Here is a 25,747-nt window from a genome sequence, read left to right as displayed (position 1 = left end):
ACCGGCCGGGAGATGGCTGATGGCCAGACAGGAACGCGCCCTGCGTACGCGCGAGGCGCTGATCCGCGCAGGGGCGGAGCATTTCGCGAGGGACGGCTTCGTCGCCGCCTCGCTCTCGACGATCAGCCGTTCCGCGGGGGTGAGCAACGGTGCCCTGCACTTCCACTTCGAGAACAAGCGGGCTCTGGCGCAAGCCGTCGGGGAGCACGCCCGGCGGACACTGCGCCTGGTCGTCGAGGAGGCCTGGGCAGGGGGCACGCACGCGCTGCCGGTGCTGGTGGAGGCGACGTTCGGTCTGGTGCGCCGCCTCGCGGACGACGTCGTGCTGCGGGCCGGCTTCGAGCTGGGCGCCCCAGCCGAGGGGGGCGGCTCCTCGCTCCGGCAGGAGTGGCGGTGGCGGGTGGACGAGATGGTCGGCCTGGCCGAGGCAGAGGGGTGGATCGCCCCGGGTGCCCGTGCCGAGGACGTGGTGACCGCCGTCGTCGCGGCCACGGTGGGCTTCGAGTCGATGGGCAGGGAGGACAGGGCCTGGCTGTCGGGGGACACCGTGCGGGGCTTCTGGGACCTTCTGCTGCCTCGCCTCACCGACCAGCCCGCAGGACTGTTCTTCCCCACCGGAAAGAGACCACAGAGTCGCTACGAAATGCCCCCATTTGACAGGATGGGCGGGAAGACTGAGGGCCCGTCTGGCGCGTGAACACGAATAAACAGTCCAGTCGGTTTGATATTGACAAACCGTCCGCCCTGCTTTTTAGTTGGCCCATGCCAGGAAGAGGCTGTGTCAGGACGACTCGCGCAGGGATAGGGGAGACGGCATGGACATCGACGTTCTGGGGGCGCTCAGCGTCAGGGAGAACGGGGTCTCGGTGACGCCCACCGCGCCCAAACCGCGTCAGGTACTCGCGCTGCTGGCCCTCCAGGCCGACCAGGTCGTGCCGGTGAGAACGCTGATCGACGAACTCTGGGGCGGGCGTCCTCCGCGCAGTGCCCGCACCACGCTCCAGACGTACGTGCTCCAGCTCCGGGAACTGATCTCGAGGGCTCTGCGAAGCGATCTGGAGAAGGCCGCGGGACGCACCGCCAAGGACGTGCTCGTCACCCTGCCGGGCGGATACCTGCTCAACACCTCCGGGGGCACCAGCGACGTCCGCGAGTTCGAGCGGCTGGCCGGGCTGGGCTACCGGGCCATGGACGCCGACGACTTCGCCGGCGCCGGGCGCCACCTGGGCCAGGCCCTGGCACTGTGGAACGGAGGCGCTCTGGCCGACGTGCAGACCGGGCCCCAGCTGGAGATGGAGACCCGGCGGCTGGAGGAGACCCGGCTGTGCGCGCTGGACCAGCGCATCGAGGCGGACCTCCGGCTCGGCCGCCACCGGGAGCTGCTGGGGGAACTGACGGTACTGGTGAGCCGGTACCGCACCCACGAGAACCTGCACGGCCAGTTCATGCTCGCCCTGCACCGCTCCGGCAGGCGCAGCGAAGCCCTCGACGCCTACCAGCGGCTGCGCAACGCGCTGGTGCGCGAACTGGGGCTCGAACCGTCCGCGGGCCTGCGCCGCCTGCAGCGTTCGATCCTCATGACCGCGCCCGAGCCGGTTCCGGCCGCCGCGGCCGCGGGGGCCGAGCACCTCAGCCGGGTCGGGTAAGCGAAGGAGTGCTGCCATGCAGGCCAGGTCGGAGAGGACGCGGCGCAGACTGGTCTGTGCCGGAGCCCGGATGTTCGACCAGAACGGTTACGCCAGCGCGTCCCTGGAACAGATCGCGGAGGCGGCCGGCATGACCAAGGGGGCCCTGTACTTCCACTTCGCCTCCAAGGAGCGTCTGGCCGACGCCGTGCAGGAGCACGCGCGGGCCGCCCTCGCCGACTTCCGGCAACGGCAGCGCGCGGCCGGGGTGCCTCCGGTGCAGGCACTCATCAATCTCTCGCACGCGCTGGCCGGGATGCTCCAGGGGGACCCGGTGGTCCGGGCCGGCTTCCGCATCGGCGACGAGTGCACCGGCCGGCGGCCTGGCGCGGCGGGCCTGCGGCAGGCGTGGACGGCCGAGGTGCTGCGGCTGGTCGCCGGGGCCCGCAAGGCCGGTGATCTGCACGAGCACCTCGCGGCGGACGGGCCCGAGACCCTGCTCTGCGCCGTCGTCCGCGGACTGGAGTCCTTGCCGGGCGCCGCACCGGGCCCCGGCCGGCTGGAGGACAGGGTGGCGGCACTCTGGGCGTTCCTGCTGCCCGCCCTCGTCCCGGCCCCTCACACCGCACGCTATGACGTCCGCCCCCTCTCCCCTCATCCGGAAAGCCGCCCGCTGCCCCCGCTGTCGCCGGCTGCTGCAGCCCTTCCCCGGTCCGGGGGCCCGCCCGCAGAAGCTGCCGGCGGCTCGTGACACCCCCTCGAAAGCCGGCCGGCCCGTGCGTGCAGCGCGCCGGCGCCGGGCCGGCCCCTTCCGGCGGCCGGCCCGGGCTGGAAACCGCGGGCGGCACGGGAGCGCGCCGGGGCGTCGTGAGCCCGAACCGGCCTTTCCCCAACGGGAGAGCCCCTGGGCGTCAGGGGCGATGGCGGCTCTGGACGCCGGTGAACGGCCGGATGGCGGCTCTGGACGCCGGTGAACGGCCGGCCGTCGTGGTGCCCGTCGGGCCCGGTGGCGCACTCTCCTGCCCCTGGCCCGGCTTTCTCCCGCGGCGTTCCCGCGGCCGCGGCCCTGTCCTGTCCTGCCCTGCCCTGTGCCGCCCTGTGCTGTCCTGTGCTGTCCTGGCCGGTGTCCGCCCCGGAGCCCGCGTCCGGACGTCAGCCGGCACGGCGTGCCGCTGTCACGGCGGCCTCCTGGGGGCAGCTGCGGCGAAGCTGGGCGGCCAGGGCGTCGTAGCGGCTCATCAGCTGCTCCTGGGTGCCGGTCAGTTCCTGGACACGGCGTCGCAGGCGCACGATCTCCTCGCCCACCTCATGTGGCTGGGCCGGTGAGGACGGCCGGCTGCGGGGGAAGGCGCCCGGCGGCGTGGAGAGGTCGCGCGACTGGTGCAGGACCGCCTCCATGCGCGCGCGCAGTGCCGGGCCGGGTTCGACGCCGAGTCCGGCCACCAGCTGTCGCCGGGCCCGCTCGTAGACGCCGAGGGCCTCGGCCTGGCGGCCGCTGCGGTGCAGCGCGGCCATGAGCAGGTCGTAGAAGCGCTCGCGCAGAGGGTGGTCGAGGGTGAGTTTCTCCAGCTCGCCGGTGATCTGGCGGTGCCGGGCGCAGCGCAGGCTCGCCTCGTAGAGCGACTCCAGCGCCGTCAGGCGGTGTTCCTCCAGCCGGTCCGCCTCGCTGGTGCACAGCGGGCCCAGCCGGCTGTCCTGCAGCGCGGGTCCGCGCCAGAGGGCGAGTGCGTGGCTCAAAAGCCGTACCGCCTCTGGCGGGTCGGCGAAGACCGCGGCACGGCCCTGCGCGGAGAGCTCGTGGAACTGCTCGATGTCGGTGGTGGCGCAGCCGGAGCGCAGCAGGTACCCGGCCGGCAGCGTGCTGATCCACGCGTGGGCGCCCGCGCCCGTGTCCGTCCCGGACAGCAGGCGGCGCAGCCGGGCCACGTGCGCCTGGAGCGCGTTGGCGGCATGGTGCGGGGGCCGGTCGCCCCACAGCTCCTCGGTGAGCCGGCCGGCGGAGAGCGGCCGGCCGGGGTGGAGAGCGAACGCGCAGAACAGCGCCCGCTGTTTGGAGCCCGAGGGTGCCGTGCCGGTGCCTGTCACCTCGTCGTGCAGTTCCACCGCTCCCAGCAGCCGGAACTGCTGTGCCACGGTGGGCCTTACGCGTTCCATGGCGCTCCCTCGTCGAGCGGTCGGCGGTCGGCGTGGCCGGGGGCTGGGCGGCTGGGGGCCGCAAGCAGGATCCGGTCCGGTCCTCCGGTGGCGGGCGGGGTGGAGGGAAAAGGGTGGTCTGCCCGGGACGTTAGCCGGGGCAGCCTCGCGCAGCCGGAGTCCGCGAGGCTGCCTCCAGCGGTTGTGGAAGCGTTTTCCACCAGGTGGTCACCGCCACCGGGCCCTGCTCGTGGAAGGTGACTCGAACGCCGCCTGAGAATCCGCGAGCGCGGCGCGTACCCGGTTAGTTTGATCCGCGGCCGACGGCTTTGAGCCACCGAGGGGCCTCGACCACTCCTACCGGTACGTGGAGGAAACCGTGGAGATACAGGTTCTGGGCCCGTTGCGTGCCGACGTCAACGGGGTATCGATCGTTCCGACCGCGGGCAAACCGAGGCAGATCCTCGCTCTGCTCGCCTTCTACCCGGGCCGGGTCATGCCCGTGCCCACACTCATGGAGGAGATCTGGGGCGCCGGCATGCCGCAGAGCGCCATGACGACCATGCAGACGTACATACTCCAGTTACGCCGCCGGCTGGGTACGGCGATGGGGCCCAACGCCCCGGGCGGCGCCAAGGAGGTGCTCGCCACCCGGTACGGCGGATACCTCCTCCAGATCCCGCCGGAGAGCGTCGACGTGCACCGCTACGAACAGCTGGTGACCGCCGGCCAGGCCGCTTTCGAGGGGGCCGAGGACGAGCGGGCGTCGGAGCTGTTCCGGGAGGCGCTGGCCCTGTGGCAGGGGCCCGCCCTGGTCGACGTCCGGGCCGGGTCGGTGCTGGAGATCGAGGTCATGCGCCTGGAGGAGAGCCGCCTGGGCACCGTCGAACGGCGCATCGACGTCGACCTGCGGCTCGGCCGCCACGCCGAGCTCATCGCCGAACTCACCGACCTCGCCGCCCGGCACCCGCAGCACGAGGGCATCCACTCGCAGGCGATGGTGGCCCTCTACCGCTCCGGCCGGCAGGCCACGGCCCTCGACGTCTACCGGCGGCTGCGCGCCCGGCTCATCGACGAGCTGGGGGTGGAGCCCTCCCCCCAGCTCCAGCGCCTCCACCAGGCGATGCTCGCGGTCGACCCCGCCCTCGACGTGGCGAGCGGACCGCGCCGCACCTCCACCTTCAACCTCTACGCCGCCTGAGTTCCCTGCCCTGCCAGGGCCTGTGGTCCACCGCGGCTGAGCGGGCAGGACGCCCTTCCCCTGCCGGCCGGCCCGGACGCGACGCCCGGCACGCCCCCGAGGACCTGGCCCGGGGCCCCCCGGGGGGCCTGCGCACCCGGCTTCGCCCCCTTCGAGCGCTCTTCGAACCTTCCTCAAGCGGCTGGGAAGAAAATGCAGAGCGTTCCCCGAGAGTCCTGGAGGGCGAGCCGTGCCCAGCCCCACGTACCGCCTCACGCCGTCGGGTCCCCTGCCGGGACTGTCCTGCCCACGGACTTCCCGGCAGGACAGACCTCCGTGCGTCCCTCCGGCGCCGCGGCCCGCGCCACCTCCGGCGCCGCCCCCGACATGCGGGTACGGAGGTGCGTGCGGTGACGGCTGAACGGGTGTACAGAACCTCGCACTCGATCGACATCAGCGCCCCGGCCGGGATCGTGTACGGACTGCTCACGGACGCGGTGCACTGGCCGCTGTTCCTGGAACCGGACGTCCACGTGGAGCGGCTGGAGAGGGACGGCACCGACGAACGGCTGCGCATGTGGGCGTTCACCGGCGACAGCCTGCGGTCCTGGATCTGCCTGCGGGTGCTGGACCCCCTCACCCGGCGGGTGGAGTTTCACCACTCGCCCCCGCAGCCACCGGTCAAGGCGATGCACGGCACCTGGGCCGTCGAGGAACTGCCCGGACACCTGAGCCGGCTGACGGTGCTGCACGACTTCACCGTCCACACCGGCCTGACGCATGAGGCGCAGCAGGTGGAGCAGGCCCTCGCCAGCACCTCCCGTGCGGAACTGGCCGGGCTCAAGAAGGCGGCCGAGCGCTGGCGCCGCCTCGACGACGTGGTGCTCTGCTTCGAGGAGACGGTCCGGGTGGACGCCCCCGCCGACGCGGTCCACGCCTTCCTCCACCGGGCCGGCAACTGGGCCCGGCTGCTCCCCCACGTGTCCCGGGTGAGGCTCGAGGAGCCGGTCTCCGGCATCCAGACGCTGACGGTGGACACGCTCGCCGAGACCGGCGCCACCCAGACCACCGAGTCCGTACGGATCTGCTTCCCCCACGCGGGCCGCATCGTCTACAAGCAGACCGTGACGCCCCCTCTGCTGGAGGCGCACACCGGCGAGTGGTCCGTGCGGTCCGACGCGGCCGGCACGATCGCCACCGCCCAGCACAGCGTGGTGCTGTGCGAGGAAGCCGTCCCCCGTGTCCTGGGCCCCTGCGCGGACCTCGCACAGGCCCGCAGACACGTCCGCGAGACACTCGGACGCGCGTCGGCCGCCACTCTCGAAGCTGCCCGGCGCCACACGGAGACCGGGTGGAACGCCCGCCAGGGATGACCCGCCGGACACGGCGCCACCCGGTCTCCGGCAGCCGTCCAGCGCCGTGTCAGCACCGTGTCGGGGGCGTGACGGCGCCGGCGCCCATACTCGTCGGGCAGCCGAACAGAAGGGGAGGGAAGGGGAGAGCTCGATCCGCGCGCCCACGTGCACACAGCCACGCACAGAAACCGCCCGCCGTTCCTCACACGCCCACCCGCGGGACAGCGCCTGCCCCGAACTGCCGATGACAGCCGACCACACCCCGCCCCCGCCCAGAGCCGGCACGACCCTCGTCCTCGACCTCGGGTCCGGCCCACAGGGCGAGCCCCGCCTGGACGTACTGGGCCCCCTCGACGACCACCAGCTGGAAGCCGCCCTCGACGAAGTCGCCCTGCACCAGCCGGAAGCGTTCACCCGACCCCACCGGATCGACCACCACGACGACACCCACCACACCCTGCGACTCGCCCCCGGCACCGCCGGCGCCACATTCCCCTGGAGCATGCTCGCCGACCTGCTCACCCGCCCTCCAGGCCCCCGCGCCCGCGCCCGAAGGGCGGTACAGCCCACAGCGCACCAGCGTGAACTGCTCGCCGACGCCCAATCCCACCCCGGCCGCCACATCGAACGCCTCACCTGGACCTGGCACGGCCACCTCGAACCCGACAGATTCCGGTCCGCCTGGCAGGCCGTCGTCGACAAAGAACTGGCCGCACGCGCGGCCTTCAGCAACGGCCCCCAGCCCACCCTCCTGCTCCACGACCACGTGAACGCCGACGTGCGGTGGCTCCCGGCGGGAACAGCCGACTGGGCCGACCTCATCGAGGACGACATCCAGCGCGGCATGGACCCACACCTGCCTCCGGCACTACGGGTCACCGCCCTGGGCGGCCCGGACCACCCCGACACCACCACCCCCACCCACATCCTCCTCACCTACCACCACGCGCTGCTCGACGACTGGAGCGCCCACCTACTCATCCGCGACTTCCACCGCGCCTACCTCGCCGGCGGCACACTGCCCGGCGGCGAACGGCGCCCCGACCTCCAGGACCACCTGTCCTGGCTGCACCGCCAGGACACCACACCACCCCGCGACCTGTGGTCACGCCCCACACCCCGCACACCCTGCGTCTCACCCGTACCCCTCAGCACAGCAGAAGGCCCCGCCACCGGCCACAGCCAGATCCGCATGAACACAGACCACACCGAGAAACTCTTCGTCTGGGCCGCCCGCTGGGGCACCACCGAAAGCTGCGTACTCCAAGCCGTGTGGGCCGTACTGCTGTACCGGGCCAGCGGCGCCCAGGGACCGGCCCGAGTCCGCTTCGCGGTCACCGCGTCCGGACGCGGTATCCCCCTCGAAGGAATCGAGCGGCTCCCCGCAGCACTACGCACCACGCTGCCACTCCACGTCGAGGTCGACCCCCGCTCCACGGTGGCCACCCTCCTCACCGAGATACGCGACCGGACACTGGACATGACAGCCCACGAATGGGTCTCACCCGGCCAGATCCACGCCTGGTCCCCACCAGCGGCCACCACACCCCTCGAAGGAAGCCTCCTCGCCTTCGAAAACACCACCCACCCACCGGACACCGGCCTGACAACAGCACTCCACGCAGAAGGCATCCACGTGAGCAGACCCGAACCCCTGGGCGCCCACACCGCCTACCCCCTCACCCTCACCGCCCGGCACGACGAAGAAAAACGCCTCGTCCTGACCGCCTCCCACACCCCCACACCCCACACCGACGCAAGCCAGGCCCTCAATCACAGCACCCACCTCCTGACAGAACTCCCCTACCTCGCAGCAGACACCACCACCATCGCCGACCTCCTACACCACCTCCCCACCACCCCAACCCCCACCCCAACCCCAACCACCCAGACAAACACCCCACCACCCACCACCCCCACCCCCACCCCCACCAACCACCCCATCATCCCCCTACGCACCGCCACCACCCCCAACGCAGGCCTCATCTGCCTGATCACCACACCAGACACCCCCCACACCCGCTACCACCACATCGCCGCAAACTACCCAGGCCCAGAAGAAATCATCCTCCTCCCCACCACACACAACCAACCCCCCCACCACACACCCACCCACCTCACCCACCACACCAGACCACTCACCCTCGCCGCCTTCCCCGACAGCTTCACCACCGCCTGCACCACCGCCCACCACACCACCACCACACGAAACCAACCACCCCTCATCGTCCTCACCAGCACCACCACCACCCTCACCACCCTCACCCACACACTCGCCACCACCGCCACACAAGCCACCACCCGCACATGAAAGGCTGTTGCCTTTCCGTGCTTGCTCGCTGACTTTCTGCCGGTCAGGCATGGCGTGGCAGGTTCTGTGGCAGACAGTGCACGTCGTGTCGTCTTGGTCGTGGAGACAGCACACGATGCTCCTGGCGGACGGTGGATCTTGATCGTGAACCCGTCTACCAGGAGCTTCGTCGTTCCGCAGATCCGTCCAACACCCGATCAGCGCCGCCAGGTTGGAGCGGTGACGGTGTCCGCACGGACGGGCGTGCGACCGTGATTGGTCCTCACCCGTATCGGGCAGGCGACGGCCATCACGTAGCCGGTGCCGCGTGTTTCCAGGGCGGCGCGGAGTAGGGGTCGTCGTGGCCGTAGGCCTCGTCACCGGTCACCCAGGAGGCGGTGATGCCGGCGTCCGGCGCGGCGGCGATCATCTCTGGGGCCAGGCGGGGCTTGGTGGCGAACTGCATGTCTCGGGTATGTCGAACGCAGTGCGGCGTTCGGGATCATCGGACCAGGAGTGCTCGGGTAGGTAGAGCCGACGGCCGATCAGGCCCGTCCCCGCTCGGTGGCCAGGGCGAGGAACACCCCGACCTGGGCGTTCTCGATGCGTCCCGCGGTGCCGGTGCACCGCTTCTGCACTCCCGCCGAGGCCCGGTCCTTCTTCAGGAAGCCGGTCTCGTCGACCACGAGAATGCCGTCGGCGCCGAGGTGTTCGACGGCGTAGGCGCGCAGGCCGTCTCGGACGGCACCGGCCTCCCAGCGGACCGTAGCGCAGCAGGCGCTGCCTCGGCCCGGGCCAGGCGTGGTCGGCCTGTTCGGCCAGCTGCCAGCAGTTCTTCCGCTCGACGCTCGACAGTGCTCCGAGCAGGTAGGCGCGGGCCGTGGCGCGAGGTTCAACTCGCCCGAACCGGCCCGCGATCCGGGCCATGACCTGGTCGAACATCACCCGCCAGCGGGCAGGGTCCACGCTATGGCCGGCGGCCACCGCACGATCTTCAGGAGTCCACAACACCCCCGATGATCACGCGGCGGCCGCACGGATTTCCAAGACCGGGTCCGTCACGAGATCGCCTGATCAGGCCGGAGTACGAGAAGCCCCGTCGCCCTCGACATTGGCCACCATCGTACGAAGCACCTTGAGCGCGGCCACGTACTCATCGTCGCTGATGCCTTTGTGGACTTCGGCGCGTACCTCGGCCGCCAGCTCACGGAGCCGCGCTCTGGCGGCCTGGCCGGCATTCGTGAGGTGCAGGAGCCGCCCATCGTCGATCCGCAGCCATTCGCGGTGGAGCAACTGGTCGACGACCCTGGCGATCTCGTGCGGGCCGTCGGCGAGGTGCGTCAGCTGCGCGACGACCTCCTCGCGGCTCGGTGCCGCAGGGCCGCCGTTCACGCGGTTGAGTACCCAGTACTGAGGCTGTGTGACATCCAGCTTGGCCATCGCGTCACGCAGATGCCGCGTGACGGTCGCATGGGCCAAGCCGCTCCAGTAGCCGATCGGCTGAGTGGCCAGCATGTCATCGGTCGCGTCCGGGTTCGCCGGCGCCTGGTCAGTGGTGGTGCCTATCAGCGATTCCATGATCGCGACGCTACCTTCCCTCCGGCGACTGAACCACCGGAATGCGGCGTTCACCGCAACTTGTCCTCGATGTGCGTCGGAACCGCCGGCCACCGTCCTCACCAGGGATGTCGCAGCCTCACACGGCACCATGCCACGTCTCGACGTGGCGCCTACCGACGACCGCTCGCCCGCACAGCCAGCAGGTAGATCACCAAACCGCACTGGAGTACTGGGAGGTCCTGCCGCTCAAGGAGATCTCGCCGCCTCCTGAGCCACGCGCCCGGACGTGCGTACGAAGCGCGCGGCCGCGGCCGCCAACACGCACGAGTGCGTCAGGCGTCGGCGAGAAGGGGGTCATACGCGGTGTTCCTGCGGCGGCCGGACATGAAGGAAAGAAAGTCGCCCACGAAGGCGCTGCGGTCGTAGGTGCCGTCGGTGGTGGTGAGGTCGCGGTGGAAGGCGTTGCGGAACAGCGCCCGGTGTTCGTCCGCGTCGACGGTCCCGCTGCCGTCCTTGTCGGTGGCGTCGAAGAGCACCTCGGCGACGCGGATGAGCGCGGGACCGGCGAGGGAGGGTACGGCGGCGGCGTACTCGTCGGCGCTGACACGGCCGTCACCGTCCGTGTCGAGGGCGGCCTGGAGTTCACGCCACCAGGCGGCGAAGGCGTCGTAGAGCCGGGTCTCCTCGGGCTCATCCAGGTCAAGGCGGGTGGCCAGTTCGCGTGCCATGGCGGCAAGGTCAGGCCAGTCGAGGTGGCCGTCGCCGGTCTGGTCCAGCACCTGACGGAAGAACTCCTCCGCCGAGCGTCGGCCCTCTGCCGCCGCCGAGGTAGCCGGGACCGGATCGGGGTCCGTGTCACCGCTCAGTGGCGTGAGGAGGCGGAGCAGGGCCGATGCCCGCTTCATGCGGGCGCGCAGCGCGGTCACGGTCCGGGCGCGGGGGTCATCGCTGTCGGGCGAGAGGGAGAGAGTCTCGATGATGGATTCGGCGTCGATCCAGCCCTCGGGCAGGAAACGGGTGAGCCCGGCGGCGAGGTAGGCGCCCTGCATGAGGGTCGGGGCGCCGGGCATCTCGGGCAAGCCGGCCTTGCGCCGGTAGGGCTCGGGAAGCGAGGCGACGGTGATCGCGCCGAGGAGCGGACCGACGACGGCCCGGCCGGCCGCCCACAGTGTCGGCGCGCCGTCGAGCAGTGCCGGGGCGGGCAGGTGGTCGAAGAGTCGGTAGAGGATGATGCGGGCTGCCTCGGTGTTCTCCAGTTCGTCCTCGACGACCCTGTCGAAGTACCGCCAGAAGTCGTTCAGGTCTTCGGGGAGTTCCCCGGCGTCGCCGTCGAGCGCGGCGAGGAAGGCGCGGTACTCGGCGTACATCCGCTCCATGGTGTCTTGGTCGAGCGGCTGACCGCTCAGTCGGCACATGGTGACGGCGCTCTCGTAGAGGGTGGCGACCACCCACGCGCGGGTCGCGCGGTCCATGGCGTCGTAGGAGCGGCCGCGGGTGTCGGAGCCGCTCATGCGGGCGTGCAGCCTGTTGAGCCGGGCGGCCTCCCGTTCGCGTACCGCTGGGTCGGCGTCGAACATCCGCCGCATGCTGAGGAAGGTGTTGCGCAGCCGGCGCCAGGGGTGGGCGACGAAGGTGGAGTTGTCGGCGAGGGCGGCGCCGATCTGCGGGTGGGCGGCTTCCAGCACGGTGGCGCGGATGATGGCCAGCGCCCAGCGCGGTTCGTCGAAGAAGGCGCGGAACTGCGGTTTCGGGGCGAACAGGGGTGTCTCGTCGGCTGTTCCCGTGGTTCCAGTCGTCATGACGGGTCTCCGTTCGTCTGGGGCGGGACGCCGCCGAAGCGGCGGTCACGGCGCCGATAGGTGTGCAGGCAGGTGAGGAAGTCAGGGGCCCGGAAGTCCGGCCAGAGCACGTGAGGGAAGACCCACTCGGCGTAGGCGACCTGCCAGAGCATGAAGTTGGAGATGCGCTGCTCGCCGGAGGTGCGGATGACGAGGTCGACGTCGGGGGTGTCGGGGAACGGCAGGTGGTCCGCGAAGAGCCGCTCGGTCACCTCGTCGGCTTGTGTCCCGTTGCGGATCAGCGACCTGGCAGCCTCGACGATGTCTCGGCGTCCGCCGTGGTCGAAGGCGACGGTGAGCGTCATCCCCTGGTTGCCGGCGGTCAGCGTCGCCAGATCGTCGAAGTCCTGGGCCAGCTCCCGGGGAATGCGCGGGTCGGCGGCCCCGAGGAAGCGGCAGCGGATACCGCGGGCGAGAAGCAGCGGTGCGTGCTTGCGCACAACCCGGCGGACCAGGCGCATCAGGTAGTCGACCTCGGTGCCGGGGCGGTCCCAGTTCTCGGTGGAGAAGGCGTACAGGCTGAGCCACTCGACTCCGGCTGCCCGGGCCGCCTCGATGATGTCGATGACGGTGGTTTCGGCAGCCCGATGGCCCGCCGTTCGTGGAAGCGAACGCTGCTGAGCCCAGCGGCCGTTGCCGTCCATCACGCATGCTACGTGCCGCGGCACCGCACACGCCGGCCCATCGTCCCGCCGCTGATCGTTGCCGTACGGTCGCCCACCTGGCCCGCCCCCCGTTGCCGTGCGTGCGCGATGGACGCCGTGATCCGTCATACCCACCCCCATCTCGCCCGGAGCGGCACGGTCGGCCCTGCCCTGCTCGGTCACACCCACCCCGTATCGCCCGTACGCCCGCCCCACCGGAGCGTTCCCTCCCAGGAGTCTGACGGCACGGACGGGTCCTGACCGGCGAACAGCGAGCCGTCACCCTTGACTCAAACGTCCGGTTCTCTTCGGCATCGGCAGCTTCCTCCGATGCCCTCGCCGCCCCCCGCGCCCCCCGGCACCTGCCGCCACGCCGATCCCGCCTACGCCGCCGCCGCGTGAAGGGAGACGGCTGCCGTCCTCGGCACCGGGACCGGGCCGCGCGGCCACATCAGCACCCGGACGGCGGACGAGAGCACGCTCGCCGCTCTCCCGCCGCCCACGTCCTCCCCTACGAGCTGGTGCGTGACAGCAGATCAGGCGCCCTCGCTGGTGAATGGCATGATCCGCTGTGGCGATCATGGCCGATCGGGCAGTTCTCGCGCATCGACTGTTCACCGGTGGCTCTGCCCATGTGAACGGGCAGCGAATGGTCCCCACTTCGGGAGGCACCAAAGATTCGAACAGTCCGCAACCTACGACTACGAGCCGGAGCGACCACCCCCACCAGTCGTCGCCGGTGTGCCAACGCGGTCAGGTCCGACCCGCGGCGCGCAGGGCCCGCGCCAGCCATTCCAGCTCCTCGGTCGCGTCGGGCGACGATTCCTGCCCGCGCACCCGGGCGACAAGCCTGCGGTAGTTCTCCGCTCCTGCCTCGATCCCGGCCTCCAGGCTACGCAGCACTGCGGCCCGATCGGCGTCACCGAACAGCTCGGACAGCACCTCGGCCGCGGTCGGCCCCTCGGGAGCGACCCCGCCCTTCCTGACCTCCGCAACGGTCTGCACGATCTGCCGGGCCCACCAGATGGACGCCCCGTGGGGATGGCCTTGCCCCGGTACGGGCGTGTTGAGCTCCATCCATGTGCGCAACCGGGCGCGGAATCCGGGGTCGCGCACCAATTCCGCCAGTTCGATCCAGGCGTCGACCTGCTCAGGTGTGGGATCGTCGGGCAATTCGATGCTGAAGGTGCGCATCCGGTCGCGCAGGCGCGGGTCGTCGAGGCCGCCGAACACCTCCTCCTTGAACTCGTCGATGATCTGCTTGCGCTCGGCGGCGGAAAGCCGCGCCAACCGGTTCATCAGTGCTGTCTCCTCAACGGTTGAACCCCGTTTCGCCACGGTGGACAGGACGGCCCGGCTCACCTTGAATGAGCGGATCTGCGCGTCGAGCGCGGCCACATGCGCGTCCGCGACCTCGGCGACCGTGGTACGGCCGCTCAGGACGCGGCACACGTCGTCGAGCCCGAGGCCCAGCTCCCGCAGGGTGCGGACCAGCTCGACGCGGGCCACGGACTCGGCGTCGTACAACCGGTAGCCGCCCGCGGAGCGGGCCACGGGCGGCACCGCCCCCTCGTCCGACCAGAAACGCAGGGTACGCACCGAAAGTCCGGTGCGGTGCGCGAGCCGGCCAATGGTGAGTACGTCGGGGCGTTCGTCGTCCATGAGGAGGATCCTGAACCCTCCGGCGGCTGGAGACTCAAGCGCCTCAGTATCCGCGCAGACCCCGGCTTCTTCGAGGGCCCCTGCCCTCGCGTACGCCGACACCTCGGAAGCAGCCTCGTCGTCGGCGGCATAACACCGCTCCGGCGCACCCGTCCTGCACTCGACTCACTCCACCGTCACGCCGGTGAGCGCCGTCAGCCTGTGGTAGCGAACTGTCCGCGTGGGCAGTCGGGAACCTGTCCCGAGGACGCCGTCGGAGGCCACGGGAATCGGGCACCCGGTCACGTGAGGGCACTGTCGAAGAGCCGTGAGCGAACGGATTCCAGGATGTCCTCGTGCTGCTCCGCCAAGTAGAAGTGGCCACCGGGGAACACCGTCAGGTCGAACCCGGCCTCGGTGTGCTCCTTCCAGTGGTGCAGCTCGCTCACGTCGACCCGTGCGTCGGAGAACCCCGTCAGGGCGTGCACGGGGCTGGTGAGGATCGGCCCGGGGGCGTACCGGTATGTCTCCGCCGCCTGGTAGTCGCTGCGGATCGCGGGCAGAACCATGTCCATCAACTCCGCGTCACCGAAGACCTGCGCGCCTGTTCCGTCCAGGGCCCCGATGTCGGCGACTATCTCCTCGTCGGAGAGCAGGTGCAGCCCGTCGTCCGCATTGCGGTGCGGGGCGCGCCGTCCGGAGACGAAGAGCGCCTTGGCTGGCCGTCCGGCGTCTTGGAGCCTGCGTGCGACCTCGTAGGCGAGCGTTGACCCCATGCTGTGCCCGAACAGCGCGTACGGCTTGTCAGTGAAAGGAACCAGGGAATCTGCCGCCTTGTCCGCCAGTTGTGCCATATCGGGGACATTCGGCTCCGAGCGGCGGTCCTGGCGCCCCGGGTACTGCATCGCCAGCACTTCCGCGCGCGGCGCCAGGCCCCGCGACACCGGAAAGAAGAAGCTGGCAGAGCCACCCGCGTGCGGGAAACAAATCAGTCGCACTTCCGCCTCAGGGGACGGGTGGAACCGTCTAATCCACGCCGCACCATCATCGTTGCTACCGCTCATTCCCGCCCTTGCCTGCTTGCCTTGCCTGGTCAATTTCACTGAGTTCCTGATCTACAACAGTGCAGGAGAACTCCGCCGATCTCAACCCCCCTACACTCCAGGCGCTCCAGCCGCCAGTGAACGCCCTAGGGGGAAGCGAAGTTAGGGGTACTTCCTCTCCGCGGCAGACCCTACGGTCGCCGGTAGATGCCCACTCAATTCCTTCTCCTGCTCCTTCCCTTGAGGTATCCCACGTGAAAGACATAGTGAGCGCCGTTCTTTCCGGCGCTGCGACGTGTGACGATTTCGCGAACCTGAGGGTTCCGGAAACCTATCGGGGCGTCGTGATCCGCAGAGAGGAGGCGGAGATGTTCGAGGGCATGCAGTCCGCGGACAAAGACCCGCGGAAGTCGCTGCACGTCGACGAAGTCCCGGTGCCGAAACTCGGGCCCGGCGAGGCATTGGTGGCCGTCATGGCCTCCTCCGTGAACTACAACTCGGTGTGGACCTCCATCTTCGAGCCACTGCCGACCTTCGGATTTCTCGAGCGCTACGGCAGGCTGAGCGCGCTGACCAAGCGCCACGACCTGCCGTACCACGTCATCGGCTCCGACCTCGCGGGCGTCGTCCTGCGGACCGGACCCGGCGTCAACGCCTGGAACCCGGGCGACGAGGTCGTCGCGCACTGCCTCTCGGTGGAACTGGAGTCGAGCGACGGCCACAACGACACGATGCTCGACCCCGAGCAGCGGATCTGGGGCTTCGAGACCAACTTCGGCGGCCTCGCCGAGATCGCCCTGGTCAAGTCGAACCAGCTGATGCCCAAGCCGGACCACCTCAGCTGGGAGGAGGCGGCCGCCCCGGGCCTGGTCAACTCCACCGCCTACCGGCAGCTCGTCTCCCGCAACGGCGCCGGCATGAAGCAGGGCGACAACGTGCTGATCTGGGGCGCCAGCGGCGGCCTCGGCTCCTACGCCACCCAGTTCGCGCTGGCCGGCGGCGCCACCCCGGTCTGCGTGGTCTCCTCCCCCGAGAAGGCCGAGATCTGCCGGAACATGGGCGCCGAGGCGGTCATCGACCGCAACGCCGAGGGCTACAAGTTCTGGAAGGACGAGCGGACCCAGGACCCGAAGGAGTGGAAGCGCTTCGGCAAGCGCATCCGCGAGTTCACCGGCGGCGAGGACATCGACATCGTCTTCGAGCACCCCGGCCGCGAGACCTTCGGCGCCTCCGTCTTCGTCACCCGCAAGGGCGGCACCATCACCACCTGCGCCTCGACCTCGGGCTACATGCACGAGTACGACAACCGCTACCTGTGGATGTCGCTGAAGCGCATCATCGGCTCCCACTTCGCCAACTACCGCGAGGCGTGGGAGGCCAACCGCCTCATCGCCAAGGGCAGGATCCACCCGACCCTGTCGAAGGTCTACTCCCTGGAGGAGACCGGGCAGGCCGCCTACGACGTGCACCGCAACCTCCACCAGGGCAAGGTCGGCGTGCTCGCCCTGGCCCCCGAGGAGGGTCTCGGTGTGCGGAACCACGAGATGCGTGCCCAGCACCTCGACGCCATCAACCGCTACCGCCTCGCGGCAAGCTGACAGAGGCAAAGGGACGCAAGACATGGCCCGGAAAACAACCGTGGTGGGAGTCGTCGGTCTCGGTTCCGTGGGGGAACCCCTGCTCCGATTCCTGAACGCAGCAGGCCACGACGTCGTCGGGGTGGACCGCGAACTCGACGTGGTGGCGGCGGTCGATCAGCGCATCAAGGCAGCGCCGGCCGCTGCGGTGCATAGCACAGGAGAAGCAGTTGATCATGGCGCGTACACGCTCACCAACGACACCGCAGCCCTAGGCTCGGCCGACCTGGTGATCGAGGCCGTGTCCGAGGACTTGGAGGTCAAGTCCCGAGTGCTGCGCCGCCTCAACAGCGTCTGCCCGGATCGTACGGTCCTCGTGAGCGTCACCGCCTCGCTCCCCCTGGAACGCCTCGCCATCGCGTCGGGTCGCCCGGGACGTACCTTGGGGCTGCGGGTGCTGCGTCCCGTGCCTGCCGGTGCGGCCACCGAGGCGGTGCCCACCTCCATGAGCGAGCGCGGGGCTCTGGCCGTCCTGGAGGAGTTGCTCATGGAGGCCGGCCTGACACAGGACTCCCTGAGCGCCCGTGGGGGGCTCGCGGCGACCGACTTGGTTTACGCGTCCCTCAACCGTGCCGTCGCCATGGTCGAGCAGGGGTACGCCGGCCGGAAGGCTGTCGACACCGCGATGCGCCTGGGCTGCGGGCTGCCCGTGGGGCCGTTCGAACTGCTCGACGAGGTTGGCCTGGACACCGTTCACGCGGTTCTGTCCGACCTGCACTCGCGCACCGGAGACGCCGGGTTCCGGCCCGCGCCGCTGCTCACGTCGAGGGTGCGGGGCGGCGCCCTCGGCCGGAAGAGCGGCCAGGGCTTCTACCGCTACGACGAGGACGGCAGCCGCCTCGACGTGCCCACCGGATCCGGTGGAGCCGTCGGAGCTGCCAGAGCCCTCGAAGCCCCGGAAGCTTTGAAGGACGGCCCGGATGTGACCGTCGGGCGGGTGGGTGTGCTCGGGTCCGGCACCATGGCCAGAGGCATCGCCGAGTGCACCGTGCTGGCCGGAGTGCCCGCCACCCTGGTGGCCCGCTCCCCCGAGAAGGCTCGGCTCGCCGTGGATGCCGTCGAGGCCTCTCTGACCAGGTCCGTACGCCGAGGCAGGGTCCACCCTGATGACAGGGCTCGTGCCCTCAGGCTGCTCCAAGTCAACGACGCCCTCGCGGCGTTGAGTGACTGCGACCTGGTCATCGAAGCCAGCGCCGAGGACCTCGTCGTCAAGCGGTCCCTGTTCGCCGCTCTCGGCTCCGTGTGCCGCCCGGGCACCCTGCTCGCCACCACCACGTCCAGTCTGTCGGTGGAGAGCTGCACCGAGACGGCCGACCGTGGCAGCGACGCCCTGGGCCTGCACTTCTTCAACCCGGCCCCGGCGATGAAGCTGGTCGAGGTGGTCCGCACCCCGGCGACCAGCGACCACAGCATGGCGGTCGCCCGTGCCTTCTGTGCCCGGCTCGACAAGACGGTGGTGGAGTGCGCGGACCGTGCGGGCTTCATCGTGAACCACCTGCTGTTCCCCTATCTGGCGGATGCCATCCGCATGCTGGACCAGGGGGGTGTCGGCATCGAGGAGATCGACACGGCAGTTCAGCAAGGCTTCGGCTACCCCATGGGGCCCTTCACCCTGCTCGACAGCATAGGCCTGGACGTATCCCTCGCCATCCTGCAGAGACTGAACCAGGAGTTTCCGGGGATGGGCTGTGAACCTCCCCTGGCGCTTGAGCAGCTGGTGGCTCAGGGCTGCCTCGGCCGGAAGGCCGGTCGGGGGTTCACCCGGCCGGTCAGCGGTTGACCCCTGCCGGTCAGGGCCTGACGCCGGTCCGGTCCGCGAGGACCTGCGGCAGGTCCCGTCGTCCTCGTACACCCAATTTGTGATAGATGCGTGTGAGATGCTGCTCGACAGTGCTGGGCGTGATGACGAGCCGTTCAGCGATGTCGCGGTTGGTCAGCCCGTCCGAGGCCATGAGGGCGACGCGGTGCTCGGCCCGGGTGAGCCCGTCTCCAGTGGCACGCTCGGGCCCGGGGGCCGGTGACGGGGACACGGGCGAACGCAAGGCCTGGTCCGGGACCCGGTCCGTGGGCTGGTCCAGGGAGGCTGAAGCCCGGTTCCGATCGAGAGAGTCGACCCGCTCAAGGAGCGCCAGCGAACGGGAGCGCAGCCAGCTGCTCCCCGGGGCCGGCTCGGCCAGCTCCGCCGTGAGGAGCGCGCGGGCTCGGCCAGGGCTGTCGACCTCGATCAGCACCTCGGCCGCGTATACCCGCCAGGCCGTGAACACGGAGACGTCGAGTTTCCAGGCGGCCATCAGGTCCCGGCAGGCGTAGAAATCACCGAGAGCCGCCTGATACCGGCCGACGGACAGGTGGTGGCGTCCCCGCGCCTGGAGGTAGTGCAGGCCGGGCAGGGTCTGGAACATCACAGGGGGCACGGGAATGCGGAAGCACTCGGCTGAGGCGTCGTTGTCGCCGAGTTCGGCGCACGCCAGGACCTTGGCGGACAGTGGCAGTCCGAGCGCGACGCCCCATGCCTGGGGCGGGATCAGCGTCAGCGCCTCGTCCGCACGCTCCCGCGCCAGTTCGAAGTTCCCCAGCCAGCTCTCGACCGTCGCGCTGGCCGCGGCGAAAATCGCGCGGGTCAGCGGGGTGCGCGGACCGGCCCCGCGGACGAGTAGTTCGCACCACTCGGCTGCCCGGTCCAGCCGGGCAGCCCGGATGAGCGAGACGAGAGCGGCCATGGCAGGGGCCACCGGTGGGTCGTGCAGAACCACGCCCTCGAGGAGCCGCTCGGCGGCGTCGAGCGCCCCGCCGGTCGGCCCCTGGGAGAGCAACGACGACAGCACGAGGGCGCCGTCGGAGTGAGGGTCCACGGCCACGACCCCGCCGCCGAGCCCGGTTCGTTCGTCGGGCGCCGCCGCATGCTCGTGAGCCCCGAGCACCGGGTAGAAGTAGGCGAACCAGACATGCGTGGTGTCGAGCCGCACCCGGAGTTCGCCAGACAGCTCGTCCCGTGAGCCGTCCAGATCGGTCAAGATGGCAGCGGCCTCCTCGGGCCGGCCGAGCCAGAGCAGATAGGTGATCAGAGTCATGCTCTGACCGCGACTCAGGCGACCGTTGACGTGGTCGTCCATGAGATCGGTGAGGTAGCGCCGCACCGCGCCGGGGTCGGTCTCCCACTCCGCCTGGGCGAGTTCGACGCGGATCTCCGCCCGCTGCCGCGCGCTGGTACTCGTGTCGTACGCCCTCCGCAGCCAGGTCGCGGCCCCGATCGCGTCGTGGTCGGCGAGGGCCTGGGCCGCGGCCTCCCGCAGCACGGCGATGGTCCAGGGGTCCTCGGCTGGCGCGGCGACAATGTGCTGGGCCACCTGGCCCGCCGCGGCGCCGCTCTCGTGCAGCACCCGGGCCGCCGTGCGGTGGAGGACCGCGCGCTCCGCCGGCGCTGTGCCCTCCAGTACCGTGGTGCGGGCCGCCTCGATCCGGAACTGACCCGCCTCGGTGAGGCCGACGCCTTCGAGCGCGGACATCGCGGGGGCGGTGCGCAGCTGGAGGATCCGGTCGAGGCAGTCCTGCGTAGCCGACGCACCGAGGACGGCGAGGGCGCGGGCGACTCGCAGCGCGTCGGGGTCGAGCTGGTCGAGGACGTATTGGACGGCGAGTCGGAAGAGTTCGCCGCCCACCAGAGCCTCGGTGAGCTGCTCGGCGGAGCGATCCCACAGCAGCGCCTGCAGGAACAGGGGGCTCCCCCCTGAGGCTTGGCGCAGGGCGGGGGCCATACGAGCGGTGCGGTCGTCGCCGAGGTGCTCGGCGATCAGGCTCTCGGTGCACTCCGTACATAGGGGGGAGAGGCGGATCAGGGTGCACTCGGGGATGCGCAGACAGTCGGCAGTCAGGGCGGAGCTGCCCTGCCTGCCGCCGTCGGCGCGCTCACCGAGCACAACGAGGACGCGCAGGGCGCCCACCCTGCGCATGAGGTGCTGGAGGCACTGCAGCGAGGCTGCGTCGATGTCATGGGCGTCATCGACGGTCAGGATCACGGGAGCCCGCTGTGTGAGGAGGGCGAGATGGCGGTAGAGGCTGTCGGCCGCCTTGGCGGTGACCGGGGCTGGGACCTCGGCCAGTTCGGAGAGCGCCTCGGCCTGCCCGGGCGGGAGCGGCACGGTCGCGAAGAGCTGGCTGATGACACCGAGAGGGAGGTCGCGCTCCGCCGCGGAGGCGACCGCGGTCAAGACGACCGCTCCGGAGTCCTCGCCGAGCTCCTGTGCATGGCGGATCAGAGAGGTCTTGCCCATTCCTGGCGCCCCGGTCACGAGCGCGGCACGACCCGCACCTTCCCCTACCTGCGAGAACAGGCTACCGATGACGTGTCGCGCCCGACATCGCTCCACCATGTTCATCGCCGCTTCTCCCCAGGCAGTCGACTCTCACCCAGCCCATGCACGGGCCGGGTAAATCAAAGCATGTCCTGGGTCTGGACCTGATGGAAAGACCGGGTCACTGCGACGTATCCCCGACGGCGGTGGTCACAGAGTCCTGGGCCGGGTGGCCGGCAGCCCGAACAAGGACCGCCCCGACCTGCGCGGACTTACTGCGACGGTCCACCACATGCTTCGCTTCCCTGGGCATCACGGTCGAACACGTCCTGACCGGCAACGCCTGCGCCCACAGCAAGAACACCTGGCGCAGCACCTGCGGCGACCCGGGCATCCCCCCGCCGAACACGGCCCTGGCGCCCGACCGACCCCAAGGTCGAACGTCTCCACCGCACCCCCTATGTCTCAGTCATTTCAGCCACCACACATGTCGATATCGGCCACCCCCCTAAAATCCAGGATCGACAATTCCCACCCCCCTACGACTACCCCCTCAACAGTCATCGGAAATAGTGACGGACGGGTAACCCACAACCTGAATAGCTTATGGGCACCGTCACTTGCGGCCTACTGGACCGTTGGCTAGCGTGCGGCCGTATGTGGAACACGATGGACGTCTGGGTGACCGGCCTTGGTGCGATGACACCGCTGGGAGTCGACGCGAATGACACCTGGGTCGCAATGCAGGGTGGCGAGAACGGAATTGGCGTACTCAAAGAGAGCTGGGCCGAGGAACTTCCGGTCCGTATCGCTGCCCAGCTGACCGAAGACCCAGCCGATTCGATGAAGCGGACGGAGGCCCGCAAGCTCGACAGGTCCGAGCAGATCGCGCTCGTCACCGCGCGGGAGGCATGGGCGGACGCCGGTGCCCCCGAGGTCGACCCGGAACGGGTCGCGGTCGTCCTGGGAACGGGCATCGGTGGCGTCACCTCACTGCTGGGGCAGAACCACATCCTGGAGACGTCGGGGCCGCGCCGCGTCTCCCCGCACACGGTACCGATGCTGATGGCCAACGGACCTGCCGCGTGGGTCAGCATGGACCTGAACGCACAGGGCGGTGCGCACGCCCCGGTCAGCGCCTGCGCCTCGGGCGCGGAGGCCATCGCGCTCGGCCTCGACCTGATCAGGGCCGGCCGCGTGGACGTCGTCGTGGCGGGCGGCGTCGAAGCCAGCGTGCACGCCCTGCCGCTGACCGCCTTCGCCCAGATGATGGCGCTGTCCACCAGCAACGACGCCCCCGAGACCGCTTCTCGTCCGTTCGACAAGCGTCGCAACGGATTCGTGCTTGGCGAAGGCGGGGCTGTCGTCGTCCTGGAGCGCGCCGACCACGCCCGGGCCCGTGGCTCCCGCGCGCACGGCAGGCTCTTGGGTACGGGCATCAGCTCAAGTGCCAGCCACATCACAGCTTCCGACCTACCGGGCCAGGTCAGGGCGATGTCCCAGTCGCTGCGTGACGCCGGGCTGAGCGGGACGGACGTGGGGGTCGTGCACGCCCATGCCACGTCGACACCGCAGGGCGACGTGGCGGAGGCCCAGGCCATCGCGCAGGCCGTCGGTACCCACCCAGTGGTGACGGCGACGAAGTCCATGACAGGCCACCTGCTGGGGGCATCCGGTGCCCTTGGCGCTATGGCCGCCATCCTGGCGCTGCGAGACGGCAGCGTCCCGCCGACGCGCAACCTCACTGAGCAGGACCCCGAGGTAGCACTCGACGTGGCCGCCGGCTCGGCACGCTCTGGGCAGTGGCAGTGCGCGCTCTCGAACTCCTTCGGCTTCGGCGGACACAACGTCTCGCTGGTCTTCGGGCGCGCCTGAGCAGCGACGCGCCACTGGTCCCGCCACCACCCCCGCACCGCCGCACGCTCCGCCCGCCCCCTGGGCTCACGCGCTCAGGGGCCCGGCCCCACCGACGATCAGCGCACCCAGCTCCACGCAGGCATCCTCCCTGAAGTCAACACCGCGCGCCTCCAGCTCACTCACGTCGCTTCGAGCGGCATCGAGCTTCTTCATGCTGCTTTGAGCTGCCCCACGACGGTCTGATCCGCTGCGCATCGCTTCGAACCGCACCGGCGCATCCCGCACAGCCACCCTTCACCGCCTTCGCGTCCGACCCTACGAAAGGCTGAGATGACAGCGCACTCCCCCGTGGCGGCATCGTGTCCCTTGAGACTTGGCCATGACTTCTACCGGGACCCGCAGCCCGTGTACCGGGACATCAAGCAGGCCGGGAACAAGCCCACCGAGATCGTGCTCGAGACGGGCATGGCCTACATACCGCCGAACCTTAAGGCCTGGCTCATCACCTCTTACGAGGACGTCGAATTCGTCCTGCGCGACCCGAGGTTCCGCAAGAGCATCAACGAGGCCATGCCCCTCTTCGCAAAGAACGCCCCGGGAGAGGGCAACGCGCAAGCGCGTTCGTCGCTGCTCTACGACAACATGGCCAATAACGACCCGCCGAAGCACACCGCACTCCGCAAGCCCGTCAACGGCGCCTTCACCTCCCGGGCCGTCGCCACCAAGAGAGCCGGGGTCCGCGCGCTCGCCGAGGAGACCCTCGACGCCGTGGCGGACCAGGAGAGCTTCGACCTCGTGAAGGACTTCGCCTTCCCCTTCTCCATCGCGGTGATCTGCAGCACCCTCGGGGTGCCCGAGGGGGATCGGGGCACCTTCGACTCCTGGGTGCAGACCATCACGAGCGACGCCGCACCGGATGTCCTCAAGCGCGACGCGGGGCTGATGGTGGCCTACTTGAGCGACCTCATCGCGCGCAAGCGCGCCGGCGATGACGACGACGTGCTGTCCTTGCTTGCGCGCGCTCTCGACGGACCCGAGGCCGTGGCGCAGGCATACGCGCTGCTCGCGGCGGGGTACGAGACGACGGCGAACCTCATCGTGACCGGCTTCCTCACCCTGGAGGCCCACCCGGAGGAGCGCGAGAAACTATGGGCCGACCGCTCCCTCGTGCCGGGCGCCGTGGAGGAGATGCTGCGGCACCAATCGCCCTTCAACCTGTCCCTGTACCGGTACGTCACGGAGACGGTGCAGGTCAACGGCGTGGAGCTCCCAGCCGGTTCGATCGTGTTCCTCGCGTTCGCTGCAGCCAACCGGGACGACGGTCACTTCGAGCGTCCCGACGACTTCACCGTCAGTAAGTCGCGCCGCGAGCACCTGGCATTCGGCGGCGGGATCCACAATTGCATCGGCAAGCACCTCGCCCGCTTGGAGGCGGAGGAGGCCTTCGACGTCCTCATCAAGCGATGCCCCGACCTGGTGTCGCTGACGCCCGCCGAGGAGAGGGAGTGGAAGGCCAGCCCGACGTTCCGCGGCCTGAAGAGCCTTGTGGTGGGCACCAGCCCCGGCCCGCGGCGCCCGGAAACCGGAGCCGTGTGATGACCGCAGAGGTCCCGCAAGGCGGCACGGCTTTGCCCGTGGCCGTCATCGGCATGTCCTGCCGTTTCCCCGGCGCCGCCAGGCCGGCGGAGTTCTGGGAGAACCTTACCTCCGGTACCTCGTCGGTGGGTTCGGTCCCGGCAGGACGGTGGGTCGACCGCCCGGCCAGGCCTTCGTCCGATGAGTCCCGCGACGGGCGCGTCACCGCAGGTGGGTTCATCGACGGCGTCATGGACTTCGACGCCGACTTCTTCGGCATCTCGCAGCGCGAGGCCCAGCACATGGACCCTCAGGCTCGGATTCTTCTCGAACTCGCCTGGGAGGCGGTCGAGGACGCGTCCGTGAACGCCGCCAATCTGAGCGGCTCGCGCTGGGGCGTCTTCGTCGGGGCCGCCGCCGACGACTTCCGGCTCGGGTACTTCGCCGCAGGGAACCTGGACCGCTTCGGCCACATGGGCACCAGCCGCGCCCTGATCGCCAACCGCGTCTCGCACGTCCTCGGCATGCGCGGCCCCAGCGAGGTGATCGACACCGGCCAGTCCTCGTCCCTCGCCGCGCTGCACCGCGCCCTGTCCGGCATCCGGCTCGGCGAGTGCGATGCGGCACTCGTTGGCGGCATTCACCTCAACCTCCTCCAACAGGTGACGGACCAGATTCAGTTGTGGGGCGGGCTCTCCCCAGACGGCCGATGCCACACCTTCGACGAGGCGGCCAACGGATACGTACGCGGGGAGGGCGGCGGCTGCGTCGTACTGAAGCCCCTGGACGCGGCGGTCCGCGACGGTGACCCGGTCTACTGCGTCATCCTTGGCAGCGCCACCAACAACGACGGCGGCCGCTCCGGGCCCGGCGTCCCGTCGCAGGACGCCCACGAAGAGGTGATCACGACGGCACACGCGGCGGCGGGCGTGCGCGCCGCCGATGTCGCGTACATCGAACTGCACGGCACCGGCACGCCCGTCGGTGTGGGTAGCCGACGTTCGTCACCTGATTGATGCTCTCCCGGTCGAGCGCGTAGTTGACGGCCTGCCGCACCCGGATGTCGCTGAAGGGGCC

Annotated in this window: 20 protein-coding genes and 2 pseudogenes; 12 read left to right on the top strand and 10 right to left on the bottom strand. The window is 70.2% G+C overall.

Annotated elements, in window-relative coordinates:
* Positions 1-19 precede the first annotated feature (19 nt).
* The 3 genes from ABZ863_RS31610 (at position 20) to ABZ863_RS31600 (ending at position 2,376) form a co-directional block, all read left to right on the top strand.
* Positions 20-697, top strand: a complete 678-nt coding sequence (locus ABZ863_RS31610) for a ScbR family autoregulator-binding transcription factor (protein ID WP_128463717.1) — start codon at positions 20-22, stop codon at positions 695-697.
* Positions 698-815: 118 nt separating this feature from the next.
* Positions 816-1,646: an AfsR/SARP family transcriptional regulator gene (locus ABZ863_RS31605; protein ID WP_128463716.1), complete on the top strand. Its 831-nt coding sequence runs from the start codon at positions 816-818 to the stop codon at positions 1,644-1,646.
* A gap of 16 nt (positions 1,647-1,662) precedes the next feature.
* Positions 1,663-2,376 (top strand): ScbR family autoregulator-binding transcription factor, encoded by a 714-nt coding sequence (locus tag ABZ863_RS31600; protein WP_128463715.1) that lies wholly within the window; start codon positions 1,663-1,665, stop codon positions 2,374-2,376.
* A gap of 401 nt (positions 2,377-2,777) precedes the next feature.
* On the opposite strand, the gene ABZ863_RS31595 is transcribed toward ABZ863_RS31600, so the two are convergent.
* Positions 2,778-3,779 (bottom strand): AfsR/SARP family transcriptional regulator, encoded by a 1,002-nt coding sequence (locus tag ABZ863_RS31595; protein ID WP_128463714.1) that lies wholly within the window; start codon positions 3,777-3,779, stop codon positions 2,778-2,780.
* Between the two features lie 358 nt (positions 3,780-4,137).
* Between ABZ863_RS31595 and ABZ863_RS31590 the strand changes: the two genes are divergently transcribed.
* From ABZ863_RS31590 to ABZ863_RS31580, 3 genes are all read left to right on the top strand, one after another.
* Positions 4,138-4,959, top strand: coding sequence for an AfsR/SARP family transcriptional regulator (locus ABZ863_RS31590; RefSeq protein ID WP_033948015.1), 822 nt, complete (start codon positions 4,138-4,140; stop codon positions 4,957-4,959).
* Positions 4,960-5,348: 389 nt separating this feature from the next.
* Entirely contained in the window at positions 5,349-6,311 is a 963-nt protein-coding gene (locus tag ABZ863_RS31585; RefSeq protein ID WP_128463712.1) for an aromatase/cyclase, read from the top strand.
* 226 nt (positions 6,312-6,537) lie between these two features.
* Positions 6,538-8,604 (top strand): condensation domain-containing protein, encoded by a 2,067-nt coding sequence (locus tag ABZ863_RS31580; protein WP_358543078.1) that lies wholly within the window; start codon positions 6,538-6,540, stop codon positions 8,602-8,604.
* A 289-nt stretch (positions 8,605-8,893) separates the two neighbouring features.
* Here ABZ863_RS31580 and ABZ863_RS31575 read toward each other — a convergent pair whose 3' ends face one another.
* The 7 genes and pseudogenes from ABZ863_RS31575 to ABZ863_RS31545 form a co-directional block, all read right to left on the bottom strand.
* Positions 8,894-9,049: a hypothetical protein gene (locus ABZ863_RS31575; protein ID WP_358341878.1), complete on the bottom strand. Its 156-nt coding sequence runs from the start codon at positions 9,047-9,049 to the stop codon at positions 8,894-8,896.
* Positions 9,023-9,519 (bottom strand): annotated as a pseudogene (locus ABZ863_RS31570) (transposase); the annotation flags it as partial. The gene ABZ863_RS31575 and the pseudogene ABZ863_RS31570, both read right to left, overlap by 27 nt.
* Positions 9,520-9,657: 138 nt before the next feature.
* Positions 9,658-10,161: a MarR family winged helix-turn-helix transcriptional regulator gene (locus ABZ863_RS31565; protein ID WP_358543076.1), complete on the bottom strand. Its 504-nt coding sequence runs from the start codon at positions 10,159-10,161 to the stop codon at positions 9,658-9,660.
* A gap of 314 nt (positions 10,162-10,475) precedes the next feature.
* Positions 10,476-11,942: an oxygenase MpaB family protein gene (locus tag ABZ863_RS31560; RefSeq protein WP_128464373.1), complete on the bottom strand. Its 1,467-nt coding sequence runs from the start codon at positions 11,940-11,942 to the stop codon at positions 10,476-10,478.
* The gene (gene uppS / locus ABZ863_RS31555) at positions 11,939-12,754 is read right to left on the bottom strand and encodes a polyprenyl diphosphate synthase (RefSeq protein WP_358543087.1); all 816 of its coding nucleotides are present in this window, start codon (positions 12,752-12,754) and stop codon (positions 11,939-11,941) included. The genes ABZ863_RS31560 and uppS overlap by 4 nt, the downstream gene beginning before the upstream one ends.
* 624 nt (positions 12,755-13,378) lie before the next feature.
* On the bottom strand, positions 13,379-14,287 hold the full coding sequence (locus ABZ863_RS31550) for a MerR family transcriptional regulator (protein WP_033950821.1): 909 nt from the start codon (positions 14,285-14,287) through the stop codon (positions 13,379-13,381).
* A 281-nt stretch (positions 14,288-14,568) separates the two neighbouring features.
* Entirely contained in the window at positions 14,569-15,330 is a 762-nt protein-coding gene (locus tag ABZ863_RS31545) for an alpha/beta fold hydrolase (protein ID WP_128464552.1), read from the bottom strand.
* A gap of 233 nt (positions 15,331-15,563) precedes the next feature.
* Here ABZ863_RS31545 and ccrA point away from each other — a divergent pair, with 233 nt between their 5' ends.
* Complete coding sequence (ccrA, locus tag ABZ863_RS31540; protein ID WP_358543074.1) at positions 15,564-16,907, top strand: crotonyl-CoA carboxylase/reductase; 1,344 nt, start codon at positions 15,564-15,566, stop codon at positions 16,905-16,907.
* 22 nt (positions 16,908-16,929) lie between these two features.
* Positions 16,930-18,726, top strand: a complete 1,797-nt coding sequence (locus tag ABZ863_RS31535) for a 3-hydroxyacyl-CoA dehydrogenase family protein (RefSeq protein ID WP_358543072.1) — start codon at positions 16,930-16,932, stop codon at positions 18,724-18,726.
* A gap of 10 nt (positions 18,727-18,736) precedes the next feature.
* Here the strand turns inward: ABZ863_RS31535 and ABZ863_RS31530 are convergent, their stop codons facing one another.
* The gene (locus tag ABZ863_RS31530; protein ID WP_358290764.1) at positions 18,737-21,316 is read right to left on the bottom strand and encodes an AAA family ATPase; all 2,580 of its coding nucleotides are present in this window, start codon (positions 21,314-21,316) and stop codon (positions 18,737-18,739) included.
* A gap of 106 nt (positions 21,317-21,422) precedes the next feature.
* On the opposite strand from ABZ863_RS31530, the pseudogene ABZ863_RS31525 reads away from it, so the two are divergent.
* Positions 21,423-21,694, top strand: a pseudogene (locus tag ABZ863_RS31525) (IS481 family transposase); the annotation flags it as partial.
* Positions 21,695-21,895: 201 nt separating this feature from the next.
* Positions 21,896-23,113: a beta-ketoacyl-[acyl-carrier-protein] synthase family protein gene (locus ABZ863_RS31520; protein WP_358194922.1), complete on the top strand. Its 1,218-nt coding sequence runs from the start codon at positions 21,896-21,898 to the stop codon at positions 23,111-23,113.
* A gap of 66 nt (positions 23,114-23,179) precedes the next feature.
* Here the strand turns inward: ABZ863_RS31520 and ABZ863_RS31515 are convergent, their stop codons facing one another.
* A complete protein-coding gene (locus ABZ863_RS31515; RefSeq protein WP_358194921.1) occupies positions 23,180-23,308 on the bottom strand; it encodes a hypothetical protein in 129 nt (42 codons plus the stop codon).
* Between the two features lie 153 nt (positions 23,309-23,461).
* On the opposite strand from ABZ863_RS31515, the gene ABZ863_RS31510 reads away from it, so the two are divergent.
* Both ABZ863_RS31510 and ABZ863_RS31505 read left to right on the top strand, forming a co-directional pair.
* A complete protein-coding gene (locus ABZ863_RS31510; protein ID WP_358543070.1) occupies positions 23,462-24,691 on the top strand; it encodes a cytochrome P450 in 1,230 nt (409 codons plus the stop codon).
* The gene (locus ABZ863_RS31505; RefSeq protein WP_358543068.1) at positions 24,691-25,686 is read left to right on the top strand and encodes a polyketide synthase; all 996 of its coding nucleotides are present in this window, start codon (positions 24,691-24,693) and stop codon (positions 25,684-25,686) included. The genes ABZ863_RS31510 and ABZ863_RS31505 overlap by 1 nt, the downstream gene beginning before the upstream one ends.
* The last annotated feature ends 61 nt before the right edge of the window (positions 25,687-25,747 follow it).

Origin of the sequence: Saccharomonospora sp. NPDC046836 (assembly GCF_040645195.1) — a bacterium.
In the GTDB taxonomy this organism is placed as follows: Bacteria; Actinomycetota; Actinomycetes; order Mycobacteriales; family Pseudonocardiaceae; genus Prauserella_A.
Note: the sequence above shows the minus strand (reverse complement) of the source record. Positions and strands in the feature narration are given on the sequence as shown.

Excerpts from the sequence above, each read along its gene's own strand:
- ABZ863_RS31550 (WP_033950821.1), bottom strand. The coding sequence starts at position 14,287 with ATGGACGACGAACGCCCCGACGTACTCACCATTGGCCGGCTCGCGCAC.
- uppS (WP_358543087.1), bottom strand. The coding sequence starts at position 12,754 with ATGACGGATCACGGCGTCCATCGCGCACGCACGGCAACGGGGGGCGGG.
- ABZ863_RS31565 (WP_358543076.1), bottom strand. The coding sequence starts at position 10,161 with ATGGAATCGCTGATAGGCACCACCACTGACCAGGCGCCGGCGAACCCG.
- ABZ863_RS31530 (WP_358290764.1), bottom strand. The coding sequence starts at position 21,316 with ATGGTGGAGCGATGTCGGGCGCGACACGTCATCGGTAGCCTGTTCTCG.
- ABZ863_RS31515 (WP_358194921.1), bottom strand. The coding sequence starts at position 23,308 with ATGAAGAAGCTCGATGCCGCTCGAAGCGACGTGAGTGAGCTGGAGGCG.
- ABZ863_RS31610 (WP_128463717.1), top strand. The coding sequence starts at position 20 with ATGGCCAGACAGGAACGCGCCCTGCGTACGCGCGAGGCGCTGATCCGC.
- ABZ863_RS31560 (WP_128464373.1), bottom strand. The coding sequence starts at position 11,942 with ATGACGACTGGAACCACGGGAACAGCCGACGAGACACCCCTGTTCGCC.
- ABZ863_RS31605 (WP_128463716.1), top strand. The coding sequence starts at position 816 with ATGGACATCGACGTTCTGGGGGCGCTCAGCGTCAGGGAGAACGGGGTC.
- ABZ863_RS31545 (WP_128464552.1), bottom strand. The coding sequence starts at position 15,330 with ATGAGCGGTAGCAACGATGATGGTGCGGCGTGGATTAGACGGTTCCAC.
- ABZ863_RS31520 (WP_358194922.1), top strand. The coding sequence starts at position 21,896 with ATGTGGAACACGATGGACGTCTGGGTGACCGGCCTTGGTGCGATGACA.
- ABZ863_RS31580 (WP_358543078.1), top strand. The coding sequence starts at position 6,538 with ATGACAGCCGACCACACCCCGCCCCCGCCCAGAGCCGGCACGACCCTC.
- ABZ863_RS31600 (WP_128463715.1), top strand. The coding sequence starts at position 1,663 with ATGCAGGCCAGGTCGGAGAGGACGCGGCGCAGACTGGTCTGTGCCGGA.
- ABZ863_RS31505 (WP_358543068.1), top strand. The coding sequence starts at position 24,691 with ATGACCGCAGAGGTCCCGCAAGGCGGCACGGCTTTGCCCGTGGCCGTC.
- ABZ863_RS31575 (WP_358341878.1), bottom strand. The coding sequence starts at position 9,049 with ATGCAGTTCGCCACCAAGCCCCGCCTGGCCCCAGAGATGATCGCCGCC.
- ABZ863_RS31595 (WP_128463714.1), bottom strand. The coding sequence starts at position 3,779 with ATGGAACGCGTAAGGCCCACCGTGGCACAGCAGTTCCGGCTGCTGGGA.
- ABZ863_RS31535 (WP_358543072.1), top strand. The coding sequence starts at position 16,930 with ATGGCCCGGAAAACAACCGTGGTGGGAGTCGTCGGTCTCGGTTCCGTG.